22 protein-coding genes and 1 riboswitch are annotated in these 23,351 nt (G+C 43.3%); of the genes, 10 read left to right on the plus strand and 12 right to left on the minus strand.

Going from position 1 to position 23,351, the window contains the following annotated elements; genetic code table 11:
- Position 1: 1 nt before the first annotated feature.
- Genes mukE through cmoM form a run of 3 tightly spaced genes read right to left on the minus strand, consistent with a single transcriptional unit; the run spans position 2 to position 2,839 of the window.
- Positions 2–727, minus strand: a complete 726-nt coding sequence (gene mukE, locus R7E47_RS15515) for a chromosome partition protein MukE (RefSeq protein ID WP_005378379.1) — start codon at positions 725–727, stop codon at positions 2–4.
- Positions 708–2,045 (minus strand): chromosome partition protein MukF, encoded by a 1,338-nt coding sequence (mukF, locus tag R7E47_RS15520; RefSeq protein ID WP_017634722.1) that lies wholly within the window; start codon positions 2,043–2,045, stop codon positions 708–710. The genes mukE and mukF overlap by 20 nt, the downstream gene beginning before the upstream one ends.
- A gap of 2 nt (positions 2,046–2,047) precedes the next feature.
- Positions 2,048–2,839 carry a tRNA uridine 5-oxyacetic acid(34) methyltransferase CmoM gene (gene cmoM / locus R7E47_RS15525; RefSeq protein ID WP_025766915.1) on the minus strand — a complete coding sequence of 264 codons (792 nt, stop codon included), beginning with the start codon at positions 2,837–2,839 and terminating at the stop codon, positions 2,048–2,050.
- Positions 2,840–2,953: 114 nt separating this feature from the next.
- Between cmoM and elyC the strand changes: the two genes are divergently transcribed.
- Positions 2,954–3,739 (plus strand): envelope biogenesis factor ElyC, encoded by a 786-nt coding sequence (gene elyC / locus R7E47_RS15530; protein ID WP_005387893.1) that lies wholly within the window; start codon positions 2,954–2,956, stop codon positions 3,737–3,739.
- A gap of 71 nt (positions 3,740–3,810) precedes the next feature.
- Here elyC and torR read toward each other — a convergent pair whose 3' ends face one another.
- Positions 3,811–4,521, minus strand: a complete 711-nt coding sequence (gene torR, locus R7E47_RS15535) for a two-component system response regulator TorR (RefSeq protein WP_005378370.1) — start codon at positions 4,519–4,521, stop codon at positions 3,811–3,813.
- A gap of 266 nt (positions 4,522–4,787) precedes the next feature.
- Between torR and torD the strand changes: the two genes are divergently transcribed.
- The 5 genes from torD (at position 4,788) to R7E47_RS15560 (ending at position 9,134) form a co-directional block, all read left to right on the plus strand.
- Positions 4,788–5,435: a molecular chaperone TorD gene (gene torD, locus R7E47_RS15540; RefSeq protein WP_017820035.1), complete on the plus strand. Its 648-nt coding sequence runs from the start codon at positions 4,788–4,790 to the stop codon at positions 5,433–5,435.
- Between the two features lie 468 nt (positions 5,436–5,903).
- The gene (purR, locus tag R7E47_RS15545) at positions 5,904–6,908 is read left to right on the plus strand and encodes an HTH-type transcriptional repressor PurR (protein ID WP_005378368.1); all 1,005 of its coding nucleotides are present in this window, start codon (positions 5,904–5,906) and stop codon (positions 6,906–6,908) included.
- A 287-nt stretch (positions 6,909–7,195) separates the two neighbouring features.
- A riboswitch (cyclic di-GMP riboswitch) is annotated at positions 7,196–7,285 on the plus strand.
- Between the two features lie 116 nt (positions 7,286–7,401).
- Positions 7,402–7,992, plus strand: coding sequence for a TfoX/Sxy family DNA transformation protein (locus R7E47_RS15550; protein WP_005378367.1), 591 nt, complete (start codon positions 7,402–7,404; stop codon positions 7,990–7,992).
- Between the two features lie 114 nt (positions 7,993–8,106).
- Entirely contained in the window at positions 8,107–8,793 is a 687-nt protein-coding gene (locus R7E47_RS15555) for a TVP38/TMEM64 family protein (protein ID WP_005378366.1), read from the plus strand.
- Positions 8,794–8,813: 20 nt separating this feature from the next.
- Complete coding sequence (locus R7E47_RS15560) at positions 8,814–9,134, plus strand: DUF2007 domain-containing protein (RefSeq protein ID WP_017820033.1); 321 nt, start codon at positions 8,814–8,816, stop codon at positions 9,132–9,134.
- A gap of 31 nt (positions 9,135–9,165) precedes the next feature.
- Here R7E47_RS15560 and R7E47_RS15565 read toward each other — a convergent pair whose 3' ends face one another.
- From R7E47_RS15565 to topA, 4 genes are all read right to left on the minus strand, one after another.
- The gene (locus tag R7E47_RS15565; RefSeq protein ID WP_017820032.1) at positions 9,166–9,969 is read right to left on the minus strand and encodes an alpha/beta fold hydrolase; all 804 of its coding nucleotides are present in this window, start codon (positions 9,967–9,969) and stop codon (positions 9,166–9,168) included.
- Positions 9,970–10,078: 109 nt separating this feature from the next.
- A complete protein-coding gene (gene glgA / locus R7E47_RS15570; protein ID WP_042522112.1) occupies positions 10,079–11,536 on the minus strand; it encodes a glycogen synthase GlgA in 1,458 nt (485 codons plus the stop codon).
- On the minus strand, positions 11,526–12,743 hold the full coding sequence (glgC, locus tag R7E47_RS15575) for a glucose-1-phosphate adenylyltransferase (RefSeq protein WP_017634726.1): 1,218 nt from the start codon (positions 12,741–12,743) through the stop codon (positions 11,526–11,528). Before glgC ends, glgA begins: the two co-directional genes overlap by 11 nt.
- A gap of 608 nt (positions 12,744–13,351) precedes the next feature.
- Positions 13,352–15,982 (minus strand): type I DNA topoisomerase, encoded by a 2,631-nt coding sequence (gene topA / locus R7E47_RS15580; RefSeq protein WP_005378351.1) that lies wholly within the window; start codon positions 15,980–15,982, stop codon positions 13,352–13,354.
- Positions 15,983–16,416: 434 nt separating this feature from the next.
- On the opposite strand from topA, the gene R7E47_RS15585 reads away from it, so the two are divergent.
- The gene (locus R7E47_RS15585; protein WP_042522113.1) at positions 16,417–16,665 is read left to right on the plus strand and encodes a YciN family protein; all 249 of its coding nucleotides are present in this window, start codon (positions 16,417–16,419) and stop codon (positions 16,663–16,665) included.
- Between the two features lie 63 nt (positions 16,666–16,728).
- Here the strand turns inward: R7E47_RS15585 and aroA are convergent, their stop codons facing one another.
- Entirely contained in the window at positions 16,729–18,009 is a 1,281-nt protein-coding gene (aroA, locus tag R7E47_RS15590; protein ID WP_017634728.1) for a 3-phosphoshikimate 1-carboxyvinyltransferase, read from the minus strand.
- Positions 18,010–18,299: 290 nt separating this feature from the next.
- The gene (locus R7E47_RS15595) at positions 18,300–18,776 is read right to left on the minus strand and encodes a glycine zipper 2TM domain-containing protein (protein ID WP_005378348.1); all 477 of its coding nucleotides are present in this window, start codon (positions 18,774–18,776) and stop codon (positions 18,300–18,302) included.
- Positions 18,777–18,815: 39 nt separating this feature from the next.
- Between R7E47_RS15595 and aat the strand changes: the two genes are divergently transcribed.
- The 3 genes from aat to infA all read left to right on the plus strand — a co-directional run bounded on the left by aat (position 18,816) and on the right by infA (position 20,521).
- Positions 18,816–19,523: a leucyl/phenylalanyl-tRNA--protein transferase gene (gene aat / locus R7E47_RS15600; protein ID WP_005378347.1), complete on the plus strand. Its 708-nt coding sequence runs from the start codon at positions 18,816–18,818 to the stop codon at positions 19,521–19,523.
- Positions 19,520–20,221, plus strand: a complete 702-nt coding sequence (locus R7E47_RS15605; RefSeq protein WP_005378346.1) for an arginyltransferase — start codon at positions 19,520–19,522, stop codon at positions 20,219–20,221. Before aat ends, R7E47_RS15605 begins: the two co-directional genes overlap by 4 nt.
- Before the next feature lie 81 nt (positions 20,222–20,302).
- Positions 20,303–20,521 (plus strand): translation initiation factor IF-1, encoded by a 219-nt coding sequence (gene infA, locus R7E47_RS15610; RefSeq protein WP_001040192.1) that lies wholly within the window; start codon positions 20,303–20,305, stop codon positions 20,519–20,521.
- 133 nt (positions 20,522–20,654) lie between these two features.
- Here infA and clpA read toward each other — a convergent pair whose 3' ends face one another.
- Positions 20,655–22,922: an ATP-dependent Clp protease ATP-binding subunit ClpA gene (gene clpA, locus R7E47_RS15615; RefSeq protein ID WP_005387879.1), complete on the minus strand. Its 2,268-nt coding sequence runs from the start codon at positions 22,920–22,922 to the stop codon at positions 20,655–20,657.
- A 50-nt stretch (positions 22,923–22,972) separates the two neighbouring features.
- Positions 22,973–23,293 carry an ATP-dependent Clp protease adapter ClpS gene (gene clpS / locus R7E47_RS15620; protein WP_005378419.1) on the minus strand — a complete coding sequence of 107 codons (321 nt, stop codon included), beginning with the start codon at positions 23,291–23,293 and terminating at the stop codon, positions 22,973–22,975.
- Positions 23,294–23,351: the final 58 nt, after the last annotated feature.

Below are 23,351 nucleotides of genomic sequence, written 5' to 3' on the forward strand. Positions count from 1 at the left end.
CTCATGCTTCACCCTCTTCTGTTGTTTCTTCTTGGGCTTGGTCGTCTTGATCTTCTTCAGACAATAAGCTGCCTTGGCTTGGCTCTTTGGTGTGCACTACTGCTTCACCATCACGGATCAGACGCAGCTGCGCTTCACGCATGTCATCGCCAATACGTACATCGGCCCCAAAGCGGAATACCGCTTCACTGATGCTGAATTTACCGGTTTCACCGATGTTGATGATCATGCCTAGGCGACGCAGACGACGAAGTGACGTACGTACTTTTTCAAACAGCTTTTCTTTATCAAGGTCAGAACCGGTAGCACGGTTCGTCACTAGCTTCATCAGCTTATTTTCATCTGCTAGAGCAAGCAGTTCGTCGTACAGCTCTTGGTTAGTGAAGATGCCTTCGTGCGCAAGACGCTCTGGGCTTAGGTAAAGGAAACACAGTACCTTACCCACCAGCATATCCAGTTCAGAAAGAACACTACGGCCAATCAGAGATGTTGAACGTGGACGAAGGTAGAAGAAACCTTCTGGCGCTTTCACCAATTCGGTGTTGTAGCGTTGGTAGAAAGAAGAAAGCTCAAGTTCGAAATCCGACAACAACGCGTGGTTGTCTAGATCTTCACTTGAGATATGACGCCCTGCTCGAAGCATGCTGTCTAGCGCTGGGAACAGAGGGTTAGAAATTGCTTTTGCCAGATTTTCTGACATGTATTCATTAGTATCGGTCGATGACATTCGCTTGTACCTTTGCCCCAAATTCGTTGATTGCTTTCCAGTCTGGTTGAATCGCTTGGTAATCCGATTCTGAATACCCTAGACGTACAGCTTGATCGACGATAATGCGAGCTAAATCAAAATGATGAGTGTAAGGGTGCTGTGCAAGGTAATCTCGCAGTACCACACTCAAATCGATTGGTGTGCCTTGATCTTTATGCGCTTTTAGCATGTCACCAATTCGTTCAGACAGCTCATCATTGACTTGTTGAAACTCTTCGTATTCTACTTCCATCGGAACTTGACCCGTGACCTCGTCATCACGCAGTACTAAGGCCTCATCACGAAGGTCAGAAAGCCTCTCCGCATCTGCATAAGTCAGATACCAAGGCGCATCGAAGTAATCTTTGACGGATTGACGCAGACGCGAGCTAAACGCACGGTTCTTATCCATATCGATTGCAGTACGAATAAACTTGTGCACGTGTCGGTCATAACCAATCCAAAGGTCGATCGCTTGCTGGCCCCAGCTTGTGATTCGGTCCAGCTTCATTTGCAGACCAAACAAGGCTTCTTCGATAAACTCCAGCTCAGGGTCACCGTAAACAATTTCTTGAATATCGAGGATCTGAGTTTGCAGTTCATCACTGGCGGCTTGCAGCGTATCTTGAAGTTCACGCAACGTGCTTGATGTTTCTGACAGAAGTGCTTCACAGTTGTTGATCGCTTCGCGCCAGTCTTTGTTAAGCAGGTCAGCAATCTGTTGTTTCACTGACTGTTGCTGCTCATCCATAACACGTTGGTTGAGGTCAATTTGATCGAAGATTTCGCCTACAGAATATTTTAAAACACCGTATACGTTTTTCTTCCAGTGACCCGGTGTGCCACCTTTTTGTGCTGCCTCAATCGCTTTCGCCATTTCATCCGCTACCATGGATAGCTGGATAGATAGACGCAGTTTTGAGAACTCACGATGACGCACGTAGTAGTCGGTTATTCCTATCGCTAATGGCGACAAGCGGTAAATGCTCGCTCCGTCAGTAATCTCACTGACAAAACGGCTCATAAGACGCTGCTTAACCATCTCGTTGATCGCATTGTTCGCACGAAAAGCGGAGGCTTCGCCGGTCTCATCAAATAGTCGAGTGACGATGGCAAATGCATCATGCAGTTCACCTTCACCCAGTTCTTCATCGAACCTTTCATTACTCAGTACGGCAATGGCTATCAAAAATGCCAATCGCTCTGTGGTCAGGTTCAACGAGAAATCGTGCTGCTTAACCCAGCCAACCAGCTCATCGATTGGTTGCTCTGCAGCATTGAGAGTCATCTCACTCATTGTTATTCCTGTTTATCGTTCTTTTTAGCCCACACATGAATGTAGCGGCCTAATGAGAGGTATGGCTCTTGTCGACAAAGTTGTTTTTCTAGCGCCAACACATCTTCAAACTCGTAATCACCCATGTATTCCATATTGCCTATGTAATCACTAAATGAGCGAATACCAGATTTGCCACAAATATTAAAACCTGAATTTTCTATCCACTGGTAGACTTCTTCAGGTTTTAAGCCTTTTTGCGGCTGTAGTTTAAATCTTTTTCGGTGAGGCATGCCGTCTAATATATGAGGAATGTTGCCACAAACCACGTTTTTATAGACTAAACCGTGGTGGTTGTAGAACATGACTGATGCGATACCTCCCGGTTTTACTTGTTCAAGAACTGTTTCAAGTGCGGCCTTAGGATCAACCAGCCACTCCATCACAGCGTGGAACATAACCAGATCGACCTGTCCATCCATATGTTCACCGATGGATTGGACAGGCGAATGAATCAGGCGATACTGCTCAAGCAAACCGTTTTTTTCAATATCCTGCTTAGCCAACTGCAGCATTTCCGAAGATAGATCACATAAAGCGATTCGATGTCCGAGCTTAGCAAGCTTTTGCGACATTTGTGCCAAACCACCACCAGCGTCCAACACTTCTAGGGGTTGCTGGTCAGCATCTAATTCACTTAGAATCTGTAGAAAATCTTCCCACACAATGATTTGGCGGATCTCCCCTTTATCGGAGCCGTAAATATTTTTTGCAAATTTGTGGGCGATATCGTCGAAATTGCGGTCTTCTGTCACTTCTGCTGAGTTATCATAACGGATTGTGCCGCTATTCTGGCACAAGGAAAGCAGGAATAAAGAGGGATACCCTCATTTTTATTATCAATTGATGTTTTTTCGGACTATTTATGTATGTTTGAGCTGAAAAAAGTAGTGTCAGCCATGCTTATGCCCCTTCCGGCATTGCTGCTGATAGGCTTGTTGGGTCTTGCTCTCATTAGTTTTACTACAAAACGTAAAACTGGCTGCTTCGTTGTTCTATTCTCTTTTGTTGGCATTTTTCTTGTTGCCTTCCAACCTGTTTCAACCAAGCTTCTTATGCCGTTAGAGCGAGAGCATAAAGCCTTTTTGCCAGTTTCTGGCACCATCGACTACGTGATGGTTTTAGGGAATGGTCATGTTATCGATGACGAAATTCCACCCACCTCGCAGTTAAGCCGTGCAGCATTAATGCGCTTAACTGAGGGCATTCGTATTTTAAGAATGTATCCAGGCGCGAAATTAATCTTATCCGGCTATGCTGGCGGATCTGAAATTAGCCACGCGCGAATGATGGCGAACGTTGCCCTTGCGTTGGGAGTCGCGAAATCCGATATCATTTTATTAGAAGATGCGAAAGATACGTGGGAAGAGGCGCGTCAAGCGGCTGCATTCGTTCAACAAAAGGAGATTGTGTTAGTCACTTCTGCGAGTCACATGAGCCGTGCATTGTATGAGTTCAACGCAGCAGGCATTAAACCAATCCCAGCCCCGACCAACTTCTTAGCTATTAGCGAGATAAGTCAACCTTGGGATAAATACTCACCTAAAGCGCGTTACTTAGAACAAACAGAGCTTTATTGGCATGAGTACTTGGGCAGTATTTGGCAAAGGTTGCGTGATACTGTCGGCCAAACACCAATGGTTGAAGCAAACTAGTATTATCTTGAAGCCACAAAAAAGGAGAGCCGAAGCTCTCCTTTTCTTTTTACGATTGAGTTATGTTCCAACTAGTCACCAGCAAACATATAGCCTTCGCCGTGCACCGTTACAAAAATCTGTGGGTTCTTAGGATCGAACTCCATTTTTGCGCGCATACGTCGAATAAGAACATCAATGGTGCGGTCATTCGGCGCATCCACTCGATGGCTGATCATGTTCAAAATACGCTCACGACTTAACACCTGGTTAGGGTAAGACGATAATGCCACCAAAAGTTCATACTCTGCTTTAGTTAGTTTTACTGGCTCACCGTTGCGGCTAAGTGCGCGACGTTGAATGTCGAATGTCCACTCCCCAAAGCGCACAATGTGCTCTTCACTGGTTTCATTCGCTTTCGAGCTGCCACTGCGCGCTGCTGAAATACGCCACAGCAAGTTTTTCACGCGAACTAACAGCTCTCTCAGTTCAAAAGGTTTTGTCACATAATCGTCAGCACCCATTTCTAGGCCTACGATTTTATCAATGCTATCCGTGCGTCCTGTTACTAATATGATACCAATATCCGATTGGCTACGTAACTCACGAGTAAGCATCAGGCCGTCTTCACCAGGCAGGTTAATATCCAGCATGATCAGGTCTACATCGCCCGCTTGCAAAACTTCACGCATTTCTGCGCCACTCTCTGCTTCGCTGACTTGGTAGCCCTCATTTTGGAAATATCCCGCAAGCTTACTACGAGTTACAACATCATCTTCTACGACTAATACGTGATAGCTCATTTACACCACTTTTCTGTCTTCTTATTATCCAAGACGTATTCTATTCATAACTAGTAACATTTCTAGTCATAGATACATTAAAACGCAAGATTTAGCGTTTTTATTGATTCAAAACAAGCTTGCCCATTGCTATTAATAAACGGTCATTTTTGACCATAAAACATAACAATTATAGTTACTGCTATTCATTTTAATTGATTACACTTAGGGGATATCCCTAATTGACTTTGTGATGCATGACTTGAAGCATCATTCAGGAGCCCAAAATGCAAGAAGTGAAAGCTTTTAATGAGAAACGCGCTGAAATTTACTGGTGGTTTTCGAGCTTGTTCGCAAAAGAACTAACAGAGAAAGAATTGGAAGCCTATCACAGTGTTGAAATTCGCAGTTTTCTCGCAGGTTTAGGTGAAAATGAGTCGCTAAAACCAGCCGTTGATAGCCTAGTTGATGCATTGAATCGGTTACAAGATCGTGAAGATGCACAACTAGAGCTTGCAGCTGACTTTTGTGAACTGTTTTTGAAGACAGAAAAATACGGCGCTCTTCCTTACGCATCCATGTACATTGGTGAATCAGGTTTACTGAATGACAAGCCAGCTGAGGAAATGGAAAAGTTGATGGCTGAATTTGGCGTTCAAGTAGACGAAAACCTAAAGGAACCTGCGGATCACTTAGCCGTTGAGCTCGACTTTCTCGGGAACATGATTATCCGCTCAAACGAGCTTGAACAAGAAAAACACATGGAAGAAGCCTTCGTTAAACAAAACGACTTTATCCAGCAACAATTGATGTCTTGGTTACCTCAGTTTTCAGACAAATGTAAACAATTCGACGAATTTGGATTTTACTCGAGTGTCGCGAAACTATTAGTTGCATTTTGTAAACTAGACAGCGCCTACCTTCTTGGTGAATAATTGCCGCCTATTTTTAGGGAGCCTGCCTATCGGGCTTCCTGTATGCCTGAAAGTGACCAATTGTAAGTAACTTGGGTATAATATTCGTTTGCCTTAACTTAGCGCAAAGACGCTTGGTTATTTAGCAGTCAAAATGTGACTTCAAATACACAAATCTCTTGCTGAAAACATTGCTAGTCAGTCCACATAGGGCTAAAATGTGAGCGCAAACGATTAAATATGATTTATATGTAAACCGCTGAAATATAGCGGTTTTTGTGTTTTCTTAACAGGTTGATGGCAATTTCTCATCAGATAGAAAAAAGATAAAATTCATCGACCGATGCTGCTACGTACCCTTTTGTCGCACTTGGATCAACCGCTGCCGAGACACTTAGCGCCAATTTTATATTGCTAGGTGTGAAACCATTAGAGCATCAGGTACATCCAATACGACATATTTCAGTAGCTCGATACAGGACACCATTTATGGCCACGATAAAAGACGTTGCTCGCTTAGCCGGCGTTTCCACTACGACAGTTTCGCACGTTATCAATAAAACGCGTTTCGTTGCAGAAGCAACGCAAGAAAAAGTAATGAAAGCCGTTGACGAGCTGAATTACGCGCCAAGTGCCGTTGCACGCAGCCTAAAATGCAACTCAACTCGTACGATTGGCATGTTAGTAACTCAATCAACTAACCTATTTTTCTCAGAAGTGATTGATGGCGTTGAGAGCTACTGTTACCGCCAAGGCTATACTCTGATTTTATGTAACACAGGCGGGATTTACGAAAAACAACGCGATTACATTCGTATGCTGGCTGAAAAGCGCGTTGATGGCATCCTAGTGATGTGTTCTGACTTAACCGAAGAACTAAAAGAGATGCTTGACCGTCATGCGGACATTCCTAAAGTGGTCATGGATTGGGGCCCAGAGAGCTCACAAGCAGACAAGATCATGGATAACTCAGAAGAAGGTGGCTACATTGCAACCAAACATCTGATTGACAATGGTCATACGGATATCGCTTGTCTAAGCGGTCATTTTGAAAAGCTTGCTTGCCAAGAGCGCATTGCAGGTTTCCGTCGCGCAATGAGCGAAGCGAACCTAGCTGTAAATGAAGACTGGATCCTTGAAGGTAACTTTGAATGTGATACGGCCGTATTAGTTGCAGATAAAATTACCGCAATGGACAAGCGCCCGACGGCGGTATTCTGTTTTAACGACACAATGGCTCTAGGCCTAATGAGCCGCTTGCAACAAAACGGGATCAAAATTCCTGAAGATATTTCAGTGATCGGCTACGACAACATCGAGCTTGCGGAATACTTCTCTCCACCGCTAACGACTATCCACCAACCTAAACGTCGTGTTGGTAAAAATGCATTCGAAATTCTACTTGAGCGTATCAAAGATAAAGAACACGAAAAACGAATTTTCGAAATGCAACCTGAGCTTGTAATTCGAAATACTGTGAAAAAAATGAACTAAATTTCACTGTATTTAACCGTGTTAAATAAGCGCTCTACAGGGGCGCTTATTTTTTTGGAAAAATTAAGCATTCTCTAATACTTCACACCACTCTAATAACAATTGACTAACGTTAACTCCCTGTTTTATATAAATGTAATATATATTAAGAACTCCTTTTCAAAGGCCAATTTGCACCTTTCCATATGCAAAATAGAGCATTCAATCTATCATTTTTATTGAACCGAAATCACACTTTTAACGCTAAACCGTGATGTTAATTCAATATAAGAAGTATGCTCATTGTGTCACGCACAGGGCAAACCATTCGAAAGAGTGGGACGCAAAGCCTCCGGCCTGAACCATATTACGATATGGAAGGTAGCGGGGTTACCGATGGCAAGTGTGTAAGCAATGACTTTACTCTGTAATGACATTGTTTTTACGCATGTTTGCTACTCTCTCGGACCTGACTTTTGGTGGCGTAATATTAATTACACCGAGATAACAAAACATGGATAAACCGATACTCAAAGACTCTATGAAGCTATTTGAGGCACTTGGTAATATCAAGTCGCGCTCAATGTTTGGTGGCTTCGGACTATTCGCTGATGAAACAATGTTTGCACTAGTGGTAAACAATCAGCTTCATATCAGAGCAGACCAAAAAACTTCATCTGACTTCGAGAAACAAGGGCTAAAGCCTTACGTTTATAAAAAACGTGGCTTTCCAGTCGTTACTAAGTACTACGCTATTTCCAGCGATTTATGGGAATCAAGCGAACGCTTAATCGAAGTAGCGAATCAATCATTGAAAAAGGCAAAGCTTGAGAAAGAACAGCAAGCAAGTACAAAGCCTAACCGTTTGAAAGATTTGCCTAACTTACGACTGGCTACCGAGCGCATGCTAAAAAAAGCCGGCATCGAATCCGTAGAGAAGCTTGAAGAGGAAGGTGCGCTTAACGCCTATAAAGCGATAAGAGATACGCACTCTGCAACCGTCAACATTGAGTTGCTATGGGCACTAGAAGGTGCTATCAACGGCACTCATTGGAGTGTGGTACCTCAAGCTCGCCGAGATGAGTTGATGAACGGCCTCCAATAAAAGTCGGCCTAAAAACTATCTTGTAAAACCGCAGTCTAATCTGCGGTTTTTTTGTGAAATTTTTTCGGTTTTCCTACTGTCTTATTACATATATCCCAAATTGGAATCAAAATTATGAATAAGAAACTGATATTAGGTCTCATCCTACTAGCGGCTATCGTCTTTTTAGGTATTAACTTTGGCCAGTATTTAACCTTAGAGAATGCAAAAGCCCAACAAGAAGCACTAACTACATACATCGATCAGAATTTTGTATTCTCGGCTGCGATTTACTTTTTTACCTACATTGCAATTACCGCTTTTTCTATCCCAGGAGCGGCAGTAGTCACCTTACTTGGTGCAGCCTTATTTGGTTTTTGGACAAGCTTGCTACTGGTTTCTTTCGCTAGCACTATGGGGGCAACACTGGCCTTCTTGAGCAGCCGATACTTATTGCGTGACTGGGTACAAAACAAATTCGGAAATAAACTCAACGCAATTAATCAAGGTGTCGAAAAAGACGGAGCTTTTTATCTATTTTCCTTGCGTCTAATCCCTGTATTCCCTTTCTTTCTAATCAACTTACTGATGGGCTTAACACCGATGTCTGTAGGTCGATTTTATCTCACTAGCCAAATAGGTATGCTGCCAGGCACAGCCGTATATCTGAATGCAGGTACTCAATTAGCAACAATTGAAAGCCTATCGGGCATTGTTTCACCCGCAGTATTAGCGTCTTTTGCGCTATTGGGACTATTTCCAATCATCACTAAATGGGTTATGAATAAAGTAAGGCCGACACCAAGTCAGCAAAACTCGTAATTGGTGAAGTGGGTATTTTGATGAAAATATTTATCGCTAAAAACCCAGCAGAAGCACACATTGTATGTGAGCTGCTTAAAGTGGAACAAATTTACTGTGAAGTTCGCGGAGAAGGTATTTTCGGCTTAAAAGGAGAACTGCCGTTTGGTGATGATACCGATCCTTATGTGTGGCTTTTTGACACGGCACAAAAGATGAAAGCTGAAGAAATAGTAAAAGCATATCGAAAACAATCCGATAGGCATGAGTATCAAGATTGGCAATGCCCAAAATGTCATGAAATAAACGAAGGGCAATTTGGTGCATGTTGGCAATGTGGATATCAACTAGGAGAGCTATAGCGGCTCTCCTATTCAGTGGATGCACTCAGTTTTAAGCACATACAGCTTGCTGTTTAATAAACTCGATGGAGTGTTGATTGAAGTCTTCTGGACGCTCTACATTGCATACATGACCACAATTCGGGATTTCTCGTAGAATGCTGAGCTTATGTGCTGCAACCATTTCTTTGACAGGTTTAATAAACATGTAATCCCTGTCGCCCATTAAGTAAAGAGTCGGAATGGGTAACTCTCGATCTTTAAAATATTTCATTAACGGATTTACATCAGCGGCAAGAATAAACCAACGTTTAAATTCTTTTTGGCAAAGCTTCTTGGCTTCGCGAATAAAAAGGTGGCGAGATTCTCGTTGGCTTCTTTGAGGCATAACAATATAAGCGAACAGTTTGTAGAGCCACATGTACGGTAGGATATGCTTACAAAAATTACCTAATTTCACCAATATCTGAGAACGAGTGTTAAGCCTTGTGACAGCACCACCGAGCACCATCGAACGTACGCGCTCTGATGACAATTCAGCAAGGTTTCGAACAATAATAGTACCAAGCGACATACCGACAAAATGAGCGGATTGGATCTTTAAATGGTCCAATACTTTCAAAATATCTTGGGTAACTTCCGTAAAGGTATAACGGCTAGCAATGAGCTCTTTAAGTAACTGATTTGACTTTCCATGACCTCTTAAATCGATCAGCAATAAGTTAAAGTGTTGCTTGTAAGCTTTAATTTGCTTGAACCAGATAGAAGAGCTACCACCAGCACCGTGCACAAATACAACCCACTCATTACTAGTAGGGTGCAAATAGGTTTTATGAAAAAGTAGCGGCTGGGTCATATTGAGTATCAAAAAGATCGTGCTATTGAGTAAAAAGCCATCCTACCACACTCCCCTTACTCAAGATAATAAAGGCACCTCATTCGGTGCCTTTCGTTACAATTTTAAGTCAAACTAACGCTGAGTGGTAAAGCTGCAAATAAGATTCTGCGGCCTTTTGCCAACAAAAGTCTTGTTGCATCGCGTGCAACTGTACTTTATTCACTTCAGGCTCGTTTTGAGCGTAGAGCAACAGTGCCCTTAGCATCGTTAACAACAATGCCTGCGGTGTCGGTTCGAAAAAAACAAACCCCGTTGCTTCAGATGGGTTTACATCATAATCGCTAACGCTGTCCTTTAAGCCACCAACACCGCGTACTATCGGTAATGTCCCATAAGCCATACTATAGATTTGGTTTAAGCCACATGGTTCAAACTCAGAAGGCATCAAGAAGAAATCAGAACCAGCTTCAACGATATGCGCAAGTTCATTGTCATACGCTTCTACAAAGGCAAATTTGCTAGAAAACCGCGCGGCAACCTCTCGTAACTGAGCGGCAAGAACAGGGTCTCCGGTCCCAACGACAACTAGCTGAACATCGTGCTTCAAAAAATCGGCCAAAGCAGGCAACAAGTAATGAACGCCTTTCTGCTGGGTCAACCGACAAACCATACCGAACATAGCTACATTTTTTTCGGGCAAATTTAGTCGTTGTTGTAATGCTTTTTTACAAGCTTTCTTCCCTTGCGACATACTTTGCTGGTCGGCGCAGTAATTAACCGGCAAGTAGGTATCAGTTTCCGGATTCCAAGCGCTGTAATCACAACCGTTCAAAATACCAACTAAGTCCTGCGCGCGTTGCTGAAACTCCCAAGCCATTCCATGACTGCCAAGCTCTGTTTTTAGTTCCTCTGCGTACGTAGGGCTAACCGCGTTTATCTTATCTGCATTCATTACACCAGCTTTAAGCATCGTAATATGCGTTGCACTCACCGCAGCATCGGGAACGTTTCTATAATGAAACTCTGGCAAACACTGCACGTCTTCATAACTAAATACGCCTTTAAAGACCGCATTGTGAATTGAAATGACGCTTTTAGTATGAGCAAAAAACGGATCATTGCCATACCTGTGCTTGAGCAAAAATGGAACAAGACCTGTGTGCCAATCGTTCGCGTGTATGATATTAGGTTGAAAGGCGAGCTTGGGTAACATATCGAGACATGCTGCACTAAAAAACGCAAAGCGCTCGCCGTTATCAGTATACGCTTGGTTGTTCTCCGCATACATTGATGGTCGATTGAAATACGGCGGACAATCAATCAGGTAAACAGGATTTTGACCTAACATGAGCCGCAAAACTCGATACTCCGTATGCGGCCATGATGTTAATTCTGTTTCTAATACAACTTCTGCGTCTGCGAGTTTATCAATACTGCTGTACGCAGGGATGGTAATTCTTACGTCTTGCTGTAGGTTTTGAAGGGCTTCCGGTAGTGCCTTGGCAACATCTGCCAAGCCACCACTTTTAATGAGGCCTTCAACCTCAGAAGCTACAAACAGAATAGATAAGTTGTTAGTAGCCAACTCGAGCTCCTTTCGGAATAACAACAATGCCCTCCTCAGACACGTGGAAGTGTTTTTTATCTTCTTGAAGATTCACACCAATCTGAGTACCAGGAGCAATATCGGCATCCTTGTCGACAATCACACGACGTAAAACACATCCTTCGCCAATTTTTACGTCACCAAGAAGTATACATTCGCTGATATCGCAAGCAGAAGCAATATTACTGCGAAAACCAAGCACCGACTTTTCGATTCTTGAGCCTCTAACATAGCTGCCATTACACACTAAACTATCGATTATCTGCACACGACCATTATCAGAGTCGGTAAATGTCGCAGGTGGCAATGGTGGGTAGTAGGTATGCAATGGCCATTTACGGTTGTACAGCGAAAATGGTGCATCTTTTTCTAGCAGATCCATATGCGCTTGCCAGTACGCATCAATAGTTCCGACATCACGCCAGTACACCTCTTCTTTTTCGCCACTGATTTTGTTTGTACTGAAGTCATACACGAACACATCACCTCTAGGGAACATCTTTGGAATGATGTCCTTTCCAAAATCATGTGATGAAGCTTCATTATCCGCATCTTCGACCAACTCTGAGAACAGTACCTGAGCTTCAAAAACATAGTTACCCATTGAAACTAAAGCGTAATCAGGGTCACCAGGAATCGACTTCGGATTTGCTGGTTTTTCTTCAAAGCCAATCATACGGCCTTCACTATCCACTTCGATAACCCCAAATTGCGACGCCTCTTTTAGTGGCATGCGCAATGCAGATACCGTCAGAGAAGCCTGCTTTTCTGAGTGGAAGTTCAGCATTTGTTTGATATCCATCTTATAGATATGGTCAGAGCCAAAAATACAAACTTGCTCTGGTTCCTCTAACTCCATAAAACGCAGGTTTTGATAGATCGCGTCCGCCGTCCCTTCGTACCAACGTTTACCAGTACGCATTTGAGCGGGAATAGGATCGATAAAGCGGTCTGTAATGCCGTTGATGTTCCACCCCTTTTTTAAGTGATGGAATAAAGATTGAGATTTAAATTGGGTTAGGACGTAAATGCGCATCAGGTCCGCATTAACAAAATTGTTTAGAGCAAAATCGATCAATCGATAACTACCACCAAACGGTACCGAAGGTTTACTGCGAGATTCCGTTAAAGGTCTCAAACGAGAGCCTTCACCGCCAGCAAGAATCATTCCCAAAACACCAGCCATTTGTTGTTCTCCATATCGTTATAGCTTGGATTTGGTACTCGCTTGAATGAGTCATACTCGGGGAGTCAAGCGAATACATTTAGCAACCGTCTCTGAGTTTCTGTGAACTCTTACAACACGGATAAAAAAGCTACGGCACTTCCAGTATGCAACGTCCACTCTTTCCTTATTTTTTGACGCAAACAGTGCACACAGTTGCACTAATTTTTGTAATAAATTATCTAAGCGGGTTCTAAATTACAATTTTTAATACGCCATTCTGTGTACCATACAGCTCTTGCGTACTCAAGACGATATCTAGATCACACATGGAAAAGCAAACGATTACATTGTGAAAACAATTTACGAACGGATTCACTACACCGCCGATTTTTTAGCCCAATGTATAACAAATATGTGAATGCAAAATGAAAGTTACAACGAATATTTTTTACATAAAAAATACATCAGCGACTACGAAATATTGATACTGGGATCTTCTCGCGTCAGCAAAACTCAGTCAAAGCAGCAAAGATCTATACGAACAATACAGTGGCCTTTACGCAAAAACAAAACGCAAAAAAGGCAGCGATATCGCTGCCTTTTTACATTACTTAGATCGTACGTTTTTATGCTTTCGCTTTTTTACGCTTATCAGTGACTTCCCACTTACCGTCAACAAAGAGCGCTGTCCAACCACTTGGCTTACCGTTCTCTTCCGAACGAACGTAGTTCTCTTTTGTTTTACGGCTAAAGCGTACAACAGCAGGACGACCATCAGGATCTTCTTGCGGCGCAGTTGCTAGGTATTTGAACTTCTCAGGTAAACGCTCTTCAAAACGTGCCAGTTCAGCAACCAAAGGAGCACGTGTCTCGCGCGATTTCGGGAAATTGCTTGCCGCCATAAATAGACCCGAAGCACCATCACGAAGTACGAAATACGCATCTGAGTTTTCACATGGCAACTCGGGGAAATGAACAGGATCTTCTTTCGGGGGCGCGACTTCGCCATTCTTCAAGATCTTACGAGTGTTCTTACACGTTTCGCTCGTACAATCCATGTATTTACCAAAGCGACCGTTCTTAAGCACCATATCAGAGCCACATTTGTCACATTCAACAACTGGACCATCGTAGCCTTTTACTTTGAACTCGCCGTATTCAACAAGGTAGCCTTCACAGTTCGGGTTATTACCACAAACATGCATCTTACGCTTGTCATCAATCAGGTATGCGTCCATCGCTGTTTCACAGATCGGACAACGCTTTTTAGCACGAAGAGCTGCGGTTTCAACGTCTTCTTCTAGAACGTTAATAATACCTTCTTCGTCACCCAAGTTGATGGTTGTCTTACAACGCTCTTTTGGTGGTAACGCGTAACCTGAACAGCCTAAGAACACACCTGTTGAAGCAGTACGGATGCCCATTGGACGGCTACACGTCGGACACTCGATATCCGTCATGACGATGTGGTTTAACTTCATACCGCCTTCTGACTCATCCAGCTCCGCTTTTTCAAGATCGCCAGTAAAATCAGCAAAGAAGTTGTCTAACACAGCTTTCCAGTTCACTTCACCTTCAGCGATTTGGTCCAATTTCTGTTCCATACGCGCAGTAAAGTCGTAGTTCATCAAATCGTTAAAGCTGTCATCAAGGCGGTCAGTAACAATTTCACCCATTTTTTCAGCGTAGAAACGGCGCTGATCAACTTTCACGTAGCCACGATCTTGAATCGTAGAAATGATCGATGCGTAAGTCGACGGACGACCAATGCCTCGTTTCTCCAGCTCTTTAACCAGTGCTGCTTCAGTGTAGCGCGCAGGTGGCTTTGTAAAGTGCTGTTTAGGGTCAAGTGACTCTAAGCTTAGCTTATCGCCAAGTTGTACCGCTGGAAGGATTGTATCCTCGTTTTTGCCCATTGGACGCTGTACACGAGTCCAGCCGTCAAATTTAAGGATACGGCCTTTCGCTTTAAGCGTGTATTCTGCCGCTTTTACGCTGATGGTTGTTGAATCGTATTCTGCTGGCGTCATTTGACACGCTACAAACTGATTCCAAATCAAAGCGTAAAGTTTGTGCGCATCAGCATCGACACCTTGCAGGTCTTCCGCCTTAACACCCACATTTGAAGGACGGATCGCTTCGTGCGCTTCCTGTGCCCCTTCTTTGCTACCGTACGTCAATGGTTTCGCTGGCAGGTACTTATCACCAAACTCAGAACCAATAAAGTCACGTACAGCGTCCACAGCCTCGGCACTTAGGTTAGTCGAGTCAGTACGCATGTAAGTGATGTAACCGGCCTCATAGAGGCGCTGAGCTAGCATCATGGTCTTTTTCACGCCGTAGCCCAGACGTGTACTTGCTGCCTGTTGAAGCGTAGAGGTGATGTAAGGTGCTGAAGGCTTGCTCTTTGTAGGACGGTCTTCACGCTTACATACTTCGTAACTTGCATTCTCAAGTACAGACATCGCTGCTTTGGTTTCTGCCTCATTAACTGGCTTAAACGCAGAACCGTCTTTCTGCGCAACAAGCAGTTTAAAGTCCGCTTTGTCTTTCGTTTTCGTATTCGCATGAATGTCCCAGAATTCTTCTGGTACAAACGCGTTAATCTCACGCTCACGCTCAACTAACAATTTCACCGCAACAGACTGCACTCGACCAGCAGATAAGCCACGAGCCACTTTTTTCCAAAGTAAAGGTGAAACCATAAAACCAACGACACGGTCCATGAAGCGACGTGCTTGTTGGGCATTTACACCATCCATGTTCAGCTCACCAGGTGTCTGGAAAGCTTGTTGGATCGCGTTTTTCGTAATTTCATTAAAAACTACACGTTTGTATCGCTCTTCATCGCCACCGATGATCTCACGAAGGTGCCATGCGATTGCTTCCCCTTCGCGGTCCAAATCGGTTGCGAGATAAACGCAATCTGCGTCTTTGGCGAGTTTTTGTAGTTCGTTGACAACTTTTTCTTTGCCTGGAAGGATTTGGTAATTCGCTTCCCAGTCATGATATGGGTTAATCCCCATCTTTTTGATCAACGCTTTGCGGTCTTTCTCTTTTTTAACGCGCGCTTTCTCTTCCGGACTCATCCCTTTAGTTGAGATGGCTGCGGCTTTTTTCTCACCAGTGCTTTGACCGGCCGTAGGCAGATCACGCACATGACCAACACTAGACTTAACAATAAAGTCTTTACCAAGGTACTTATTTATCGTCTTTGCCTTGGCTGGTGACTCCACTATAACGAGTGATTTACCCATAACTGACTCTAACGTCCTTCATAATAATGCGGGTAGAAACCTTGTTTAAAGGCCACCCGCATAATGTTCTATTTCATTGCTTCTTTTTTTACTATTGTGCGAGATGAAAAGAAGATCAACTGCTTTTTTGAAATTCAGATCCGATTGGTTGACAATTCATCGTCTTTATACTTCAAAGAGACAGGGTTCTGAAAGGTATTGAGCGGCATATCTAAACAGGCAAACTTAGCATCCGCTAATCCAATGCAATAAATTTTGTTACCCATCACAAAATAGTTTCGTTCAATACTCTGCCATCTTCCTCCGCATCATATTTACACTCTAAAAATTGATCTGTTTAGTCTTACTGAACGATTGACTGAATTAATCATGCAAACCCATTTTAGTTGTAGGTATACTCAGCGTTCTTAACTGAATAGAATGGTAGAAAGAATATGTCTGATAGAACGCTTATCGAAGAGTTCGACCTTCTTTTGATCGCTAACCAAATCATCCAAGAGCACGATGATTACATCGAGGGAATGCGAGCAACAAGTGTAGAAGAAAAAGAAGGTGTTTTAGTTTTTAAAGGTGAATACTTCCTTGATGACAAAGGTTTACCAACTTCAAATACGACTGCAGTATTCAATATGTTCAAATACTTAGCGCATCACCTTTCTAAGGAATTTACGCTGGTTAAATAGTATTGGGAAACAAAAAAGCCAGAGTGTTATTCACTCTGGCTTTCCTATTTTAGGTCAGAATATTTAGCAGCTTAAAGCCTTAAGTTTGTCGAAGTAGTCAGGGAACGTTTTCGACGTACACTTTGGATCATTAATCGTCACAGGTGTATCACTAAGTGCCACCAGCGAAAAACACATCGCCATACGATGATCATCGTAAGTATCAATCGCAGCATGCTTTAACTGAGAGACAGGTTTGACGATGATGTAGTCTTCCCCTTCTTCCACTTCCGCACCAACTTTACGTAACTCAGTCGCCATAGCTGACAAACGGTCTGTTTCTTTTACACGCCAGTTATAAACGTTACGAATAGCGGTAGTGCCTTCGGCAAATAGCGCTGTTGTCGCGATGGTCATTGCTGCATCAGGGATATGGTTGTAATCCATATCAATGCCTTTTAATTGACCAACACGAGAAATTACGTAGTCATCACCCCATTCAATTTCTGCACCCATTTTTTCAAGCGCATCAGCAAATTGAATATCACCTTGAATGCTGTTTTTACCGATACCCGTGACTTTAACTTCTCCACCTTTGATGGCTGCCGCCGCCAAGAAGTAAGAAGCAGAAGACGCGTCACCTTCAACCAAGAAATCACCTGGAGCGATGTATTGCTGACCGGCTGGGATCACAAACTCTTGATAGTCATTGTTGATCACATCGACTCCAAACTGCTTCATGATATGCAGGGTGATATCGATATAAGGCTTAGAAACCAAATCGCCTTCGATGTTGATGCGAATTTCACCTTCAGCCAATGGCGCAGACATTAAGAAAGCGGTCAAGAACTGACTTGAAATGGACCCATCGATAGAAACTGTACCTGCTTTTAGGCCAGTACCAATTATTTTGAGAGGCGGAAAGTTCTCGTTTTCCATGTACTCAACGTTCGCACCAGCATCTTTCAGTGCCGTGACAAGGTGACCAATTGGACGCTCTTTCATACGAGGTTCGCCCGTCAGTACATACTCCCCTTCTCCAAGACAAAGAGCCGCAGCTAATGGTCGCATCGCAGTGCCAGCATTGCCGAGAAATAACTCTACCGGCTCTGAGACAGAAAACGGACGCCCAAGGCCGTCAACGAGACATTCTGTTTTATCTTCGGAAAGTTGGTATTGAACGCCTAGTTTAGTCAGCGCATTCAGCATATGACGAATATCATCACTGTCGAGGAGATTAGTAAGGCGAGTTCTGCCTTTAGCAAGAGCAGCAAGTAAAAGAGCTCGATTAGAAACACTTTTAGAGCCAGGAAGGTTCACTTCCCCTTGAATTTTATTGATAGGTTGTAACGTTAGGCTTTCCATTAAAAGTTGATAATCCTTTGTGCCCTCAACATACGATTTTTTATGAGGGCTAAACAATTCTTCGTGAATTCAGACTACCCAAAAAAACACGACAAAACCAGAGTAAATCGGCGCTAATTTATGAATATCCTCAAGCAGCCTAAAGATACAGAATTAAAGGCATTGCCAGCGATGTAAATCAGAGCGAAAGAAGCACGGCGAAACAGCAAACTATTTCGACTTTATTTGACGATAAGCCAGCCCGACTGTACATGCCTGATTAGGCTTCGTTAGACTAAAACAACCTAGGGTTAATAAGTGATATCAACCCTGACTCCATCATCAAAATATAAAATACGAACTTCATCCCCTCGACTAAATAACATATTTTTATCAACATCTTGGATGACATTAATTAGCTTATCACCCTTCACTTTGATGAGTAGCTCAACTAACTTATATTCAACCGTGTATTGGTAATTACTTTGGTTTTGAGCAACTGCGGCACCTGCAAGCGCACCCACTGCCGTCGCGACTTCTCTTCCCGTACCGCCACCAAATTGATTACCGACTAAACCACCGATAGTGGCACCAAGTAGTGTCTTCCAACCGTTACTTTTCGATTGAACAACCTCTTGTTGAGTAATATAACGGACAGAGTCAATCTTCCCGTAAACTACTTCATTAACTGGCTTGGCAACATTTCTTTCATAGGCTGCGTTGGCGACAAGTGGTAAAAACAGTATGATCCCAAGCCATACTTTTACGATATTTCTTAACCAGGTCATCATAAACTCCTCTGACTCCAATGTTGGTAACGACTTCTTATGGCTATTTATTTAACTGAACTCGATGAAACGTTCAACTTTCCCTCACCCTATAAAGCACTCAGCGACCCCAATGGTTTGCTGGCTTTTGGTGGTGACTTAAACCCCATGAGAATCCTCAATGGTTACTATCAAGGCATTTTCCCTTGGTATGGTCCTGGTGAACCTATTTTATGGTGGAGCCCTTCTCCGCGCGCTGTGTTTGACCCATTGCAGTTTAAGCCATCTAAAAGTCTCAAAAAATTTCAGCGTAAACATAACTATAAAGTAACACTCAATTTCGCGACAGAAGAAGTGATTAGACTATGTTCTTCAACACGCCCTGCAGAGGAAACATGGCTCAACGAGGAAATGCAAACTTCCTACATTGAGTTAGCCAAACTTGGTCACTGTCACTCTGTAGAAGTATGGCATGACAACAACCTGATTGGCGGACTATATGGCATCTGCGTGGGCCAACTTTTTTGCGGGGAGTCGATGTTTAGCCTAAAAGATAACGCATCCAAAATTGCATTGTGGTACTTATGCAACCATTTGGCGTCAAAGCAAGGTCAATTAATCGATTGCCAAGTTATGAATTCTCACTTGGCATCACTTGGCGCATTTGAACTTGAGCGTGACGAATTTATGCAAAAACTACTATCTTTAAGAGAAAAGCAAACACTATTTGATGCCTATCAGCCCCAAGTTTTGCAGGATTCAGTATGAGTACGGATATACAACATATTCGAATAGGGTTGACGAATAATCACCCTTGTAGTTATTTGCCTGAACGGCAAGAGCGGGTTGCGGTGGCGCTTGATGAAAGGCTGCATACTGAAGAAAATTACCAGTTGCTCATGGCTAACGGTTTTCGTCGTAGCGGAGATACCATATATAAACCGCATTGCGAGCATTGCACCGCTTGCCAGCCAATTCGAGTCTCGATTCCAGACGTTAGACTATCAAAAAGTCAGAAGAGGCTGCTTAATAAAGCACAGTCTTTACGCTGGGAAATGAAACCTGAAATGGATGAGGAATGGTTTGAGCTTTACAGTCGGTACATCTGCAAACGGCATAAAAACGGCACTATGTACCCACCAAAGCGTGATGAGTTTGCTCGATTTGCTCAAACCAGCTGGCTGACAACGTCGTTTTTACACATTTACGATGAATCAGATCAATTGCTCGCCATTGCAGTGACAGATTTGATGCCACAATGCTCGAGTGCTTTTTATACTTTCTTTGACCCTGACTACGAGTTATCTCTTGGGACATTAGCGGTGCTTTATCAAATTAAATACTGCCAAGAAAACAAACAACAGTGGCTATATTTGGGATATCAGATTGATGAGTGCCCAGCAATGAGCTACAAAACACGCTTTCAACGCCACCAAAGGCTAGTAAATCAGCGTTGGCGAGGGTAGAATACGCCTCAACTTTACATAATTACTATTTAGCGGCAGAATATAGCCCGCTAATATTGCCTAATTTCTAAAGAGGATTAAATGGCTAAAGAAGACGTAATCGAGATGCAAGGCACAGTCCTTGACACTCTACCAAACACTATGTTCCGTGTTGAACTTGAAAACGGTCACGTTGTGACTGCTCACATCTCTGGCAAGATGCGTAAGAACTACATCCGTATCCTAACGGGTGACAAAGTAACTGTAGAGATGACTCCATACGACCTGTCAAAAGGCCGCATCGTCTTCCGCGCTCGTTAATCTCTGATTTTCGGATGCAATAAAAAACGGAGCAAGCTGCTCCGTTTTTTATTGCACAATTTTTTCCGATTTAGTTCAGATAACAAAGCGCACGATCTTCTCGTGCGCTTTTGCGTTTGTTACCGACTAACGATTAATGCATCGCTGTCTCTTTCTCACTTAAGTATTCAAACTCAAGCGTATCGTTGACCAGCGTTACTTTCACTGTACCGCCGTCAACTAAAGATCCAAACAACAGTTCGTTAGCCAAAGGCTTCTTAAGCTGTTCTTGGATAACACGCCCCATTGGGCGAGCCCCCATAGCTTTGTCATAACCTTTATGTGCTAACCAATGGCGAGCGTCTTGAGATACTTCCATTGAAACGCCTCTCGCATCAAGTTGCACTTGCAGTTCAACAATGAACTTATCAACCACTTGATGGATAACGCTTTCATCAAGGCTGTTAAACCAGATGATGTTATCAAGACGGTTACGGAACTCAGGAGTAAACACCTTCTTAATTTCCGCCATTGCATCGTGACTGTTGTCTTGTTGAATCAAACCAATTGATTTCTTCTCGGTTTCCGCCACACCTGCGTTAGTTGTCATAACAAGAATGACATTACGGAAGTCTGCTTTGCGACCATTGTTGTCCGTTAGCGTACCGTTATCCATGACTTGCAACAACAGGTTAAAGATATCAGGGTGCGCTTTTTCAATCTCATCAAGTAATACGACTGAATGTGGGTGCTTAATAACAGCATCGGTTAGCAAACCACCTTGGTCATAACCGACATAACCAGGAGGCGCACCAATTAAGCGACTTACGGAGTGACGCTCACCATACTCAGACATATCAAAACGAAGTAGTTCGATACCTAGAAGCTTAGATAACTGCACCGTCACCTCTGTTTTACCAACCCCTGTTGGGCCTGCAAACAAGAATGAACCAACAGGTTTGTTGTCTACACCTAAACCTGCACGTGTCAGCTTGATCGCCTCGGATAATGCATCAATCGCATTATCTTGACCGAATACCAACATCTTCATTTTGCTATCTAAGTTTTTCAAAATGTCTTTATCTGAAGAAGAAACCGACTTCTCTGGAATTCGCGCCATTTTGGCAACCATTGATTCGATATCAGCCACTCCGACCGTTTTTTTACGACGGCTTGCAGGAGCAAGACGACTACGAGCACCAGCTTCATCAATGACATCAATGGCCTTATCTGGTAGATGGCGTTCATTAATGTATTTAGCCGACAGTTCTACCGCGGCACGCAGTGCTTTATTGGTATAACGTACTTCATGGTGAGCTTCGTACTTCGGCTTCAAGCCCATCAAGATTTTAGTTGTATCATCCAATGAGGGCTCTACAACGTCTATCTTTTGGAAGCGGCGAGACAACGCACGCTCTTTCTCGAAAATGTTGCTGTATTCTTGGTATGTCGTCGAACCAATACAACGCAACTTACCGCTACTTAAAAGAGGCTTAATAAGATTTGCTGCATCGACTTGACCACCAGATGCCGCGCCTGCACCGATGATGGTATGTATTTCATCGATGAACAAAATGGCATCTTCTTCTTTTTCAAGTTGTTTCAAAATCGCCTTGAAGCGCTTTTCAAAATCACCGCGATATTTGGTACCAGCGAGCAAAGAACCAATATCTAGTGAATAAATCACGCTGTTTTGAATAACCTCAGGGACCTGCCCTTCGACAATTCGCCATGCAAGACCTTCCGCAATGGCTGTTTTACCAACCCCTGCCTCACCCACTAGTAGTGGATTATTCTTGCGGCGTCGACAAAGTACCTGAATAGTGCGCTCTAACTCTTTATCACGTCCAATGAGTGGGTCGATGTTTCCATCTTTAGCGACTTGATTAAGATTCGTCGCAAAGCTTTCTAGGCGTTCTTCAGAATTAGGCTCTTCAACACTTTCTGAGCTAAACGAGTCTGATGATGAATCCTCACCTGCACCTGATGCTTTAGTAATACCGTGGGAGATGAAGTTAACAATATCTAATCGGGAGATGTCATTTTTCTTCAGTAAGTAAGCGGCATGCGACTCTTGTTCACTGAAGATAGCAACAAGCACGTTGGCGCCTGTTACTTCATTACGACCAGACGACTGTACATGAAAGACGGCGCGTTGTAGTACACGTTGAAAACTCAAAGTCGGCTGCGTTTCACGCGTCTCATCACTATCTGGGATAAGAGGCGTAGTTTGATCGATGAAAATATCGAGTTCGTTGCGTAAAGCGTCAAGATCCGCCTTACAAGCTAGAAGGGCTTCCTTAGCTGCATCATTTTCCAACAATGCAAGTAGGAGGTGTTCGACAGTCATAAACTCGTGGCGTTTATCTCGCGCCCGAGCAAATGCACCGTTAAGGCTTGACTCTAGTTCTTTATTTAGCATAAGTACCTCCCGAAAAAACAACTGGGGTTGTTCGAGCAAGTCTTCTTTGTTTACGCTTGCTCCATAGTGCAAAGTAGCGGATGTTCATTTTCCCTTGCGTACATCGTAACTTGCGCTACTTTTGTTTCGGCAATTTCTGCGCTGTATGTGCCGCAGATTGCCTTTCCTTCATAGTGGACCTGAAGCATGATTTGAGTTGCTTTATCAATATCATGTGAGAAAAATCGCTCAAGCACCTCTATGACGAAATCCATAGGTGTATAGTCATCATTATTGAGTACGACATTGTACAGCTTAGGTGGCTGGACTTTCGTACTTTCTCGCTCCAGAAGATCAGAGTCCGGAGTGACCCATTCAAAATTTTTACTCATGGCAATCTAAAGATATCGTATCAAAGGGTTGATGTTTTCGACCTATAAAAACAATCTA

The sequence above is a fragment of the Vibrio sp. Vb1026 genome (assembly GCF_033338745.1).
GTDB classification, from domain to species: domain Bacteria; phylum Pseudomonadota; class Gammaproteobacteria; order Enterobacterales; family Vibrionaceae; genus Vibrio; species Vibrio alginolyticus.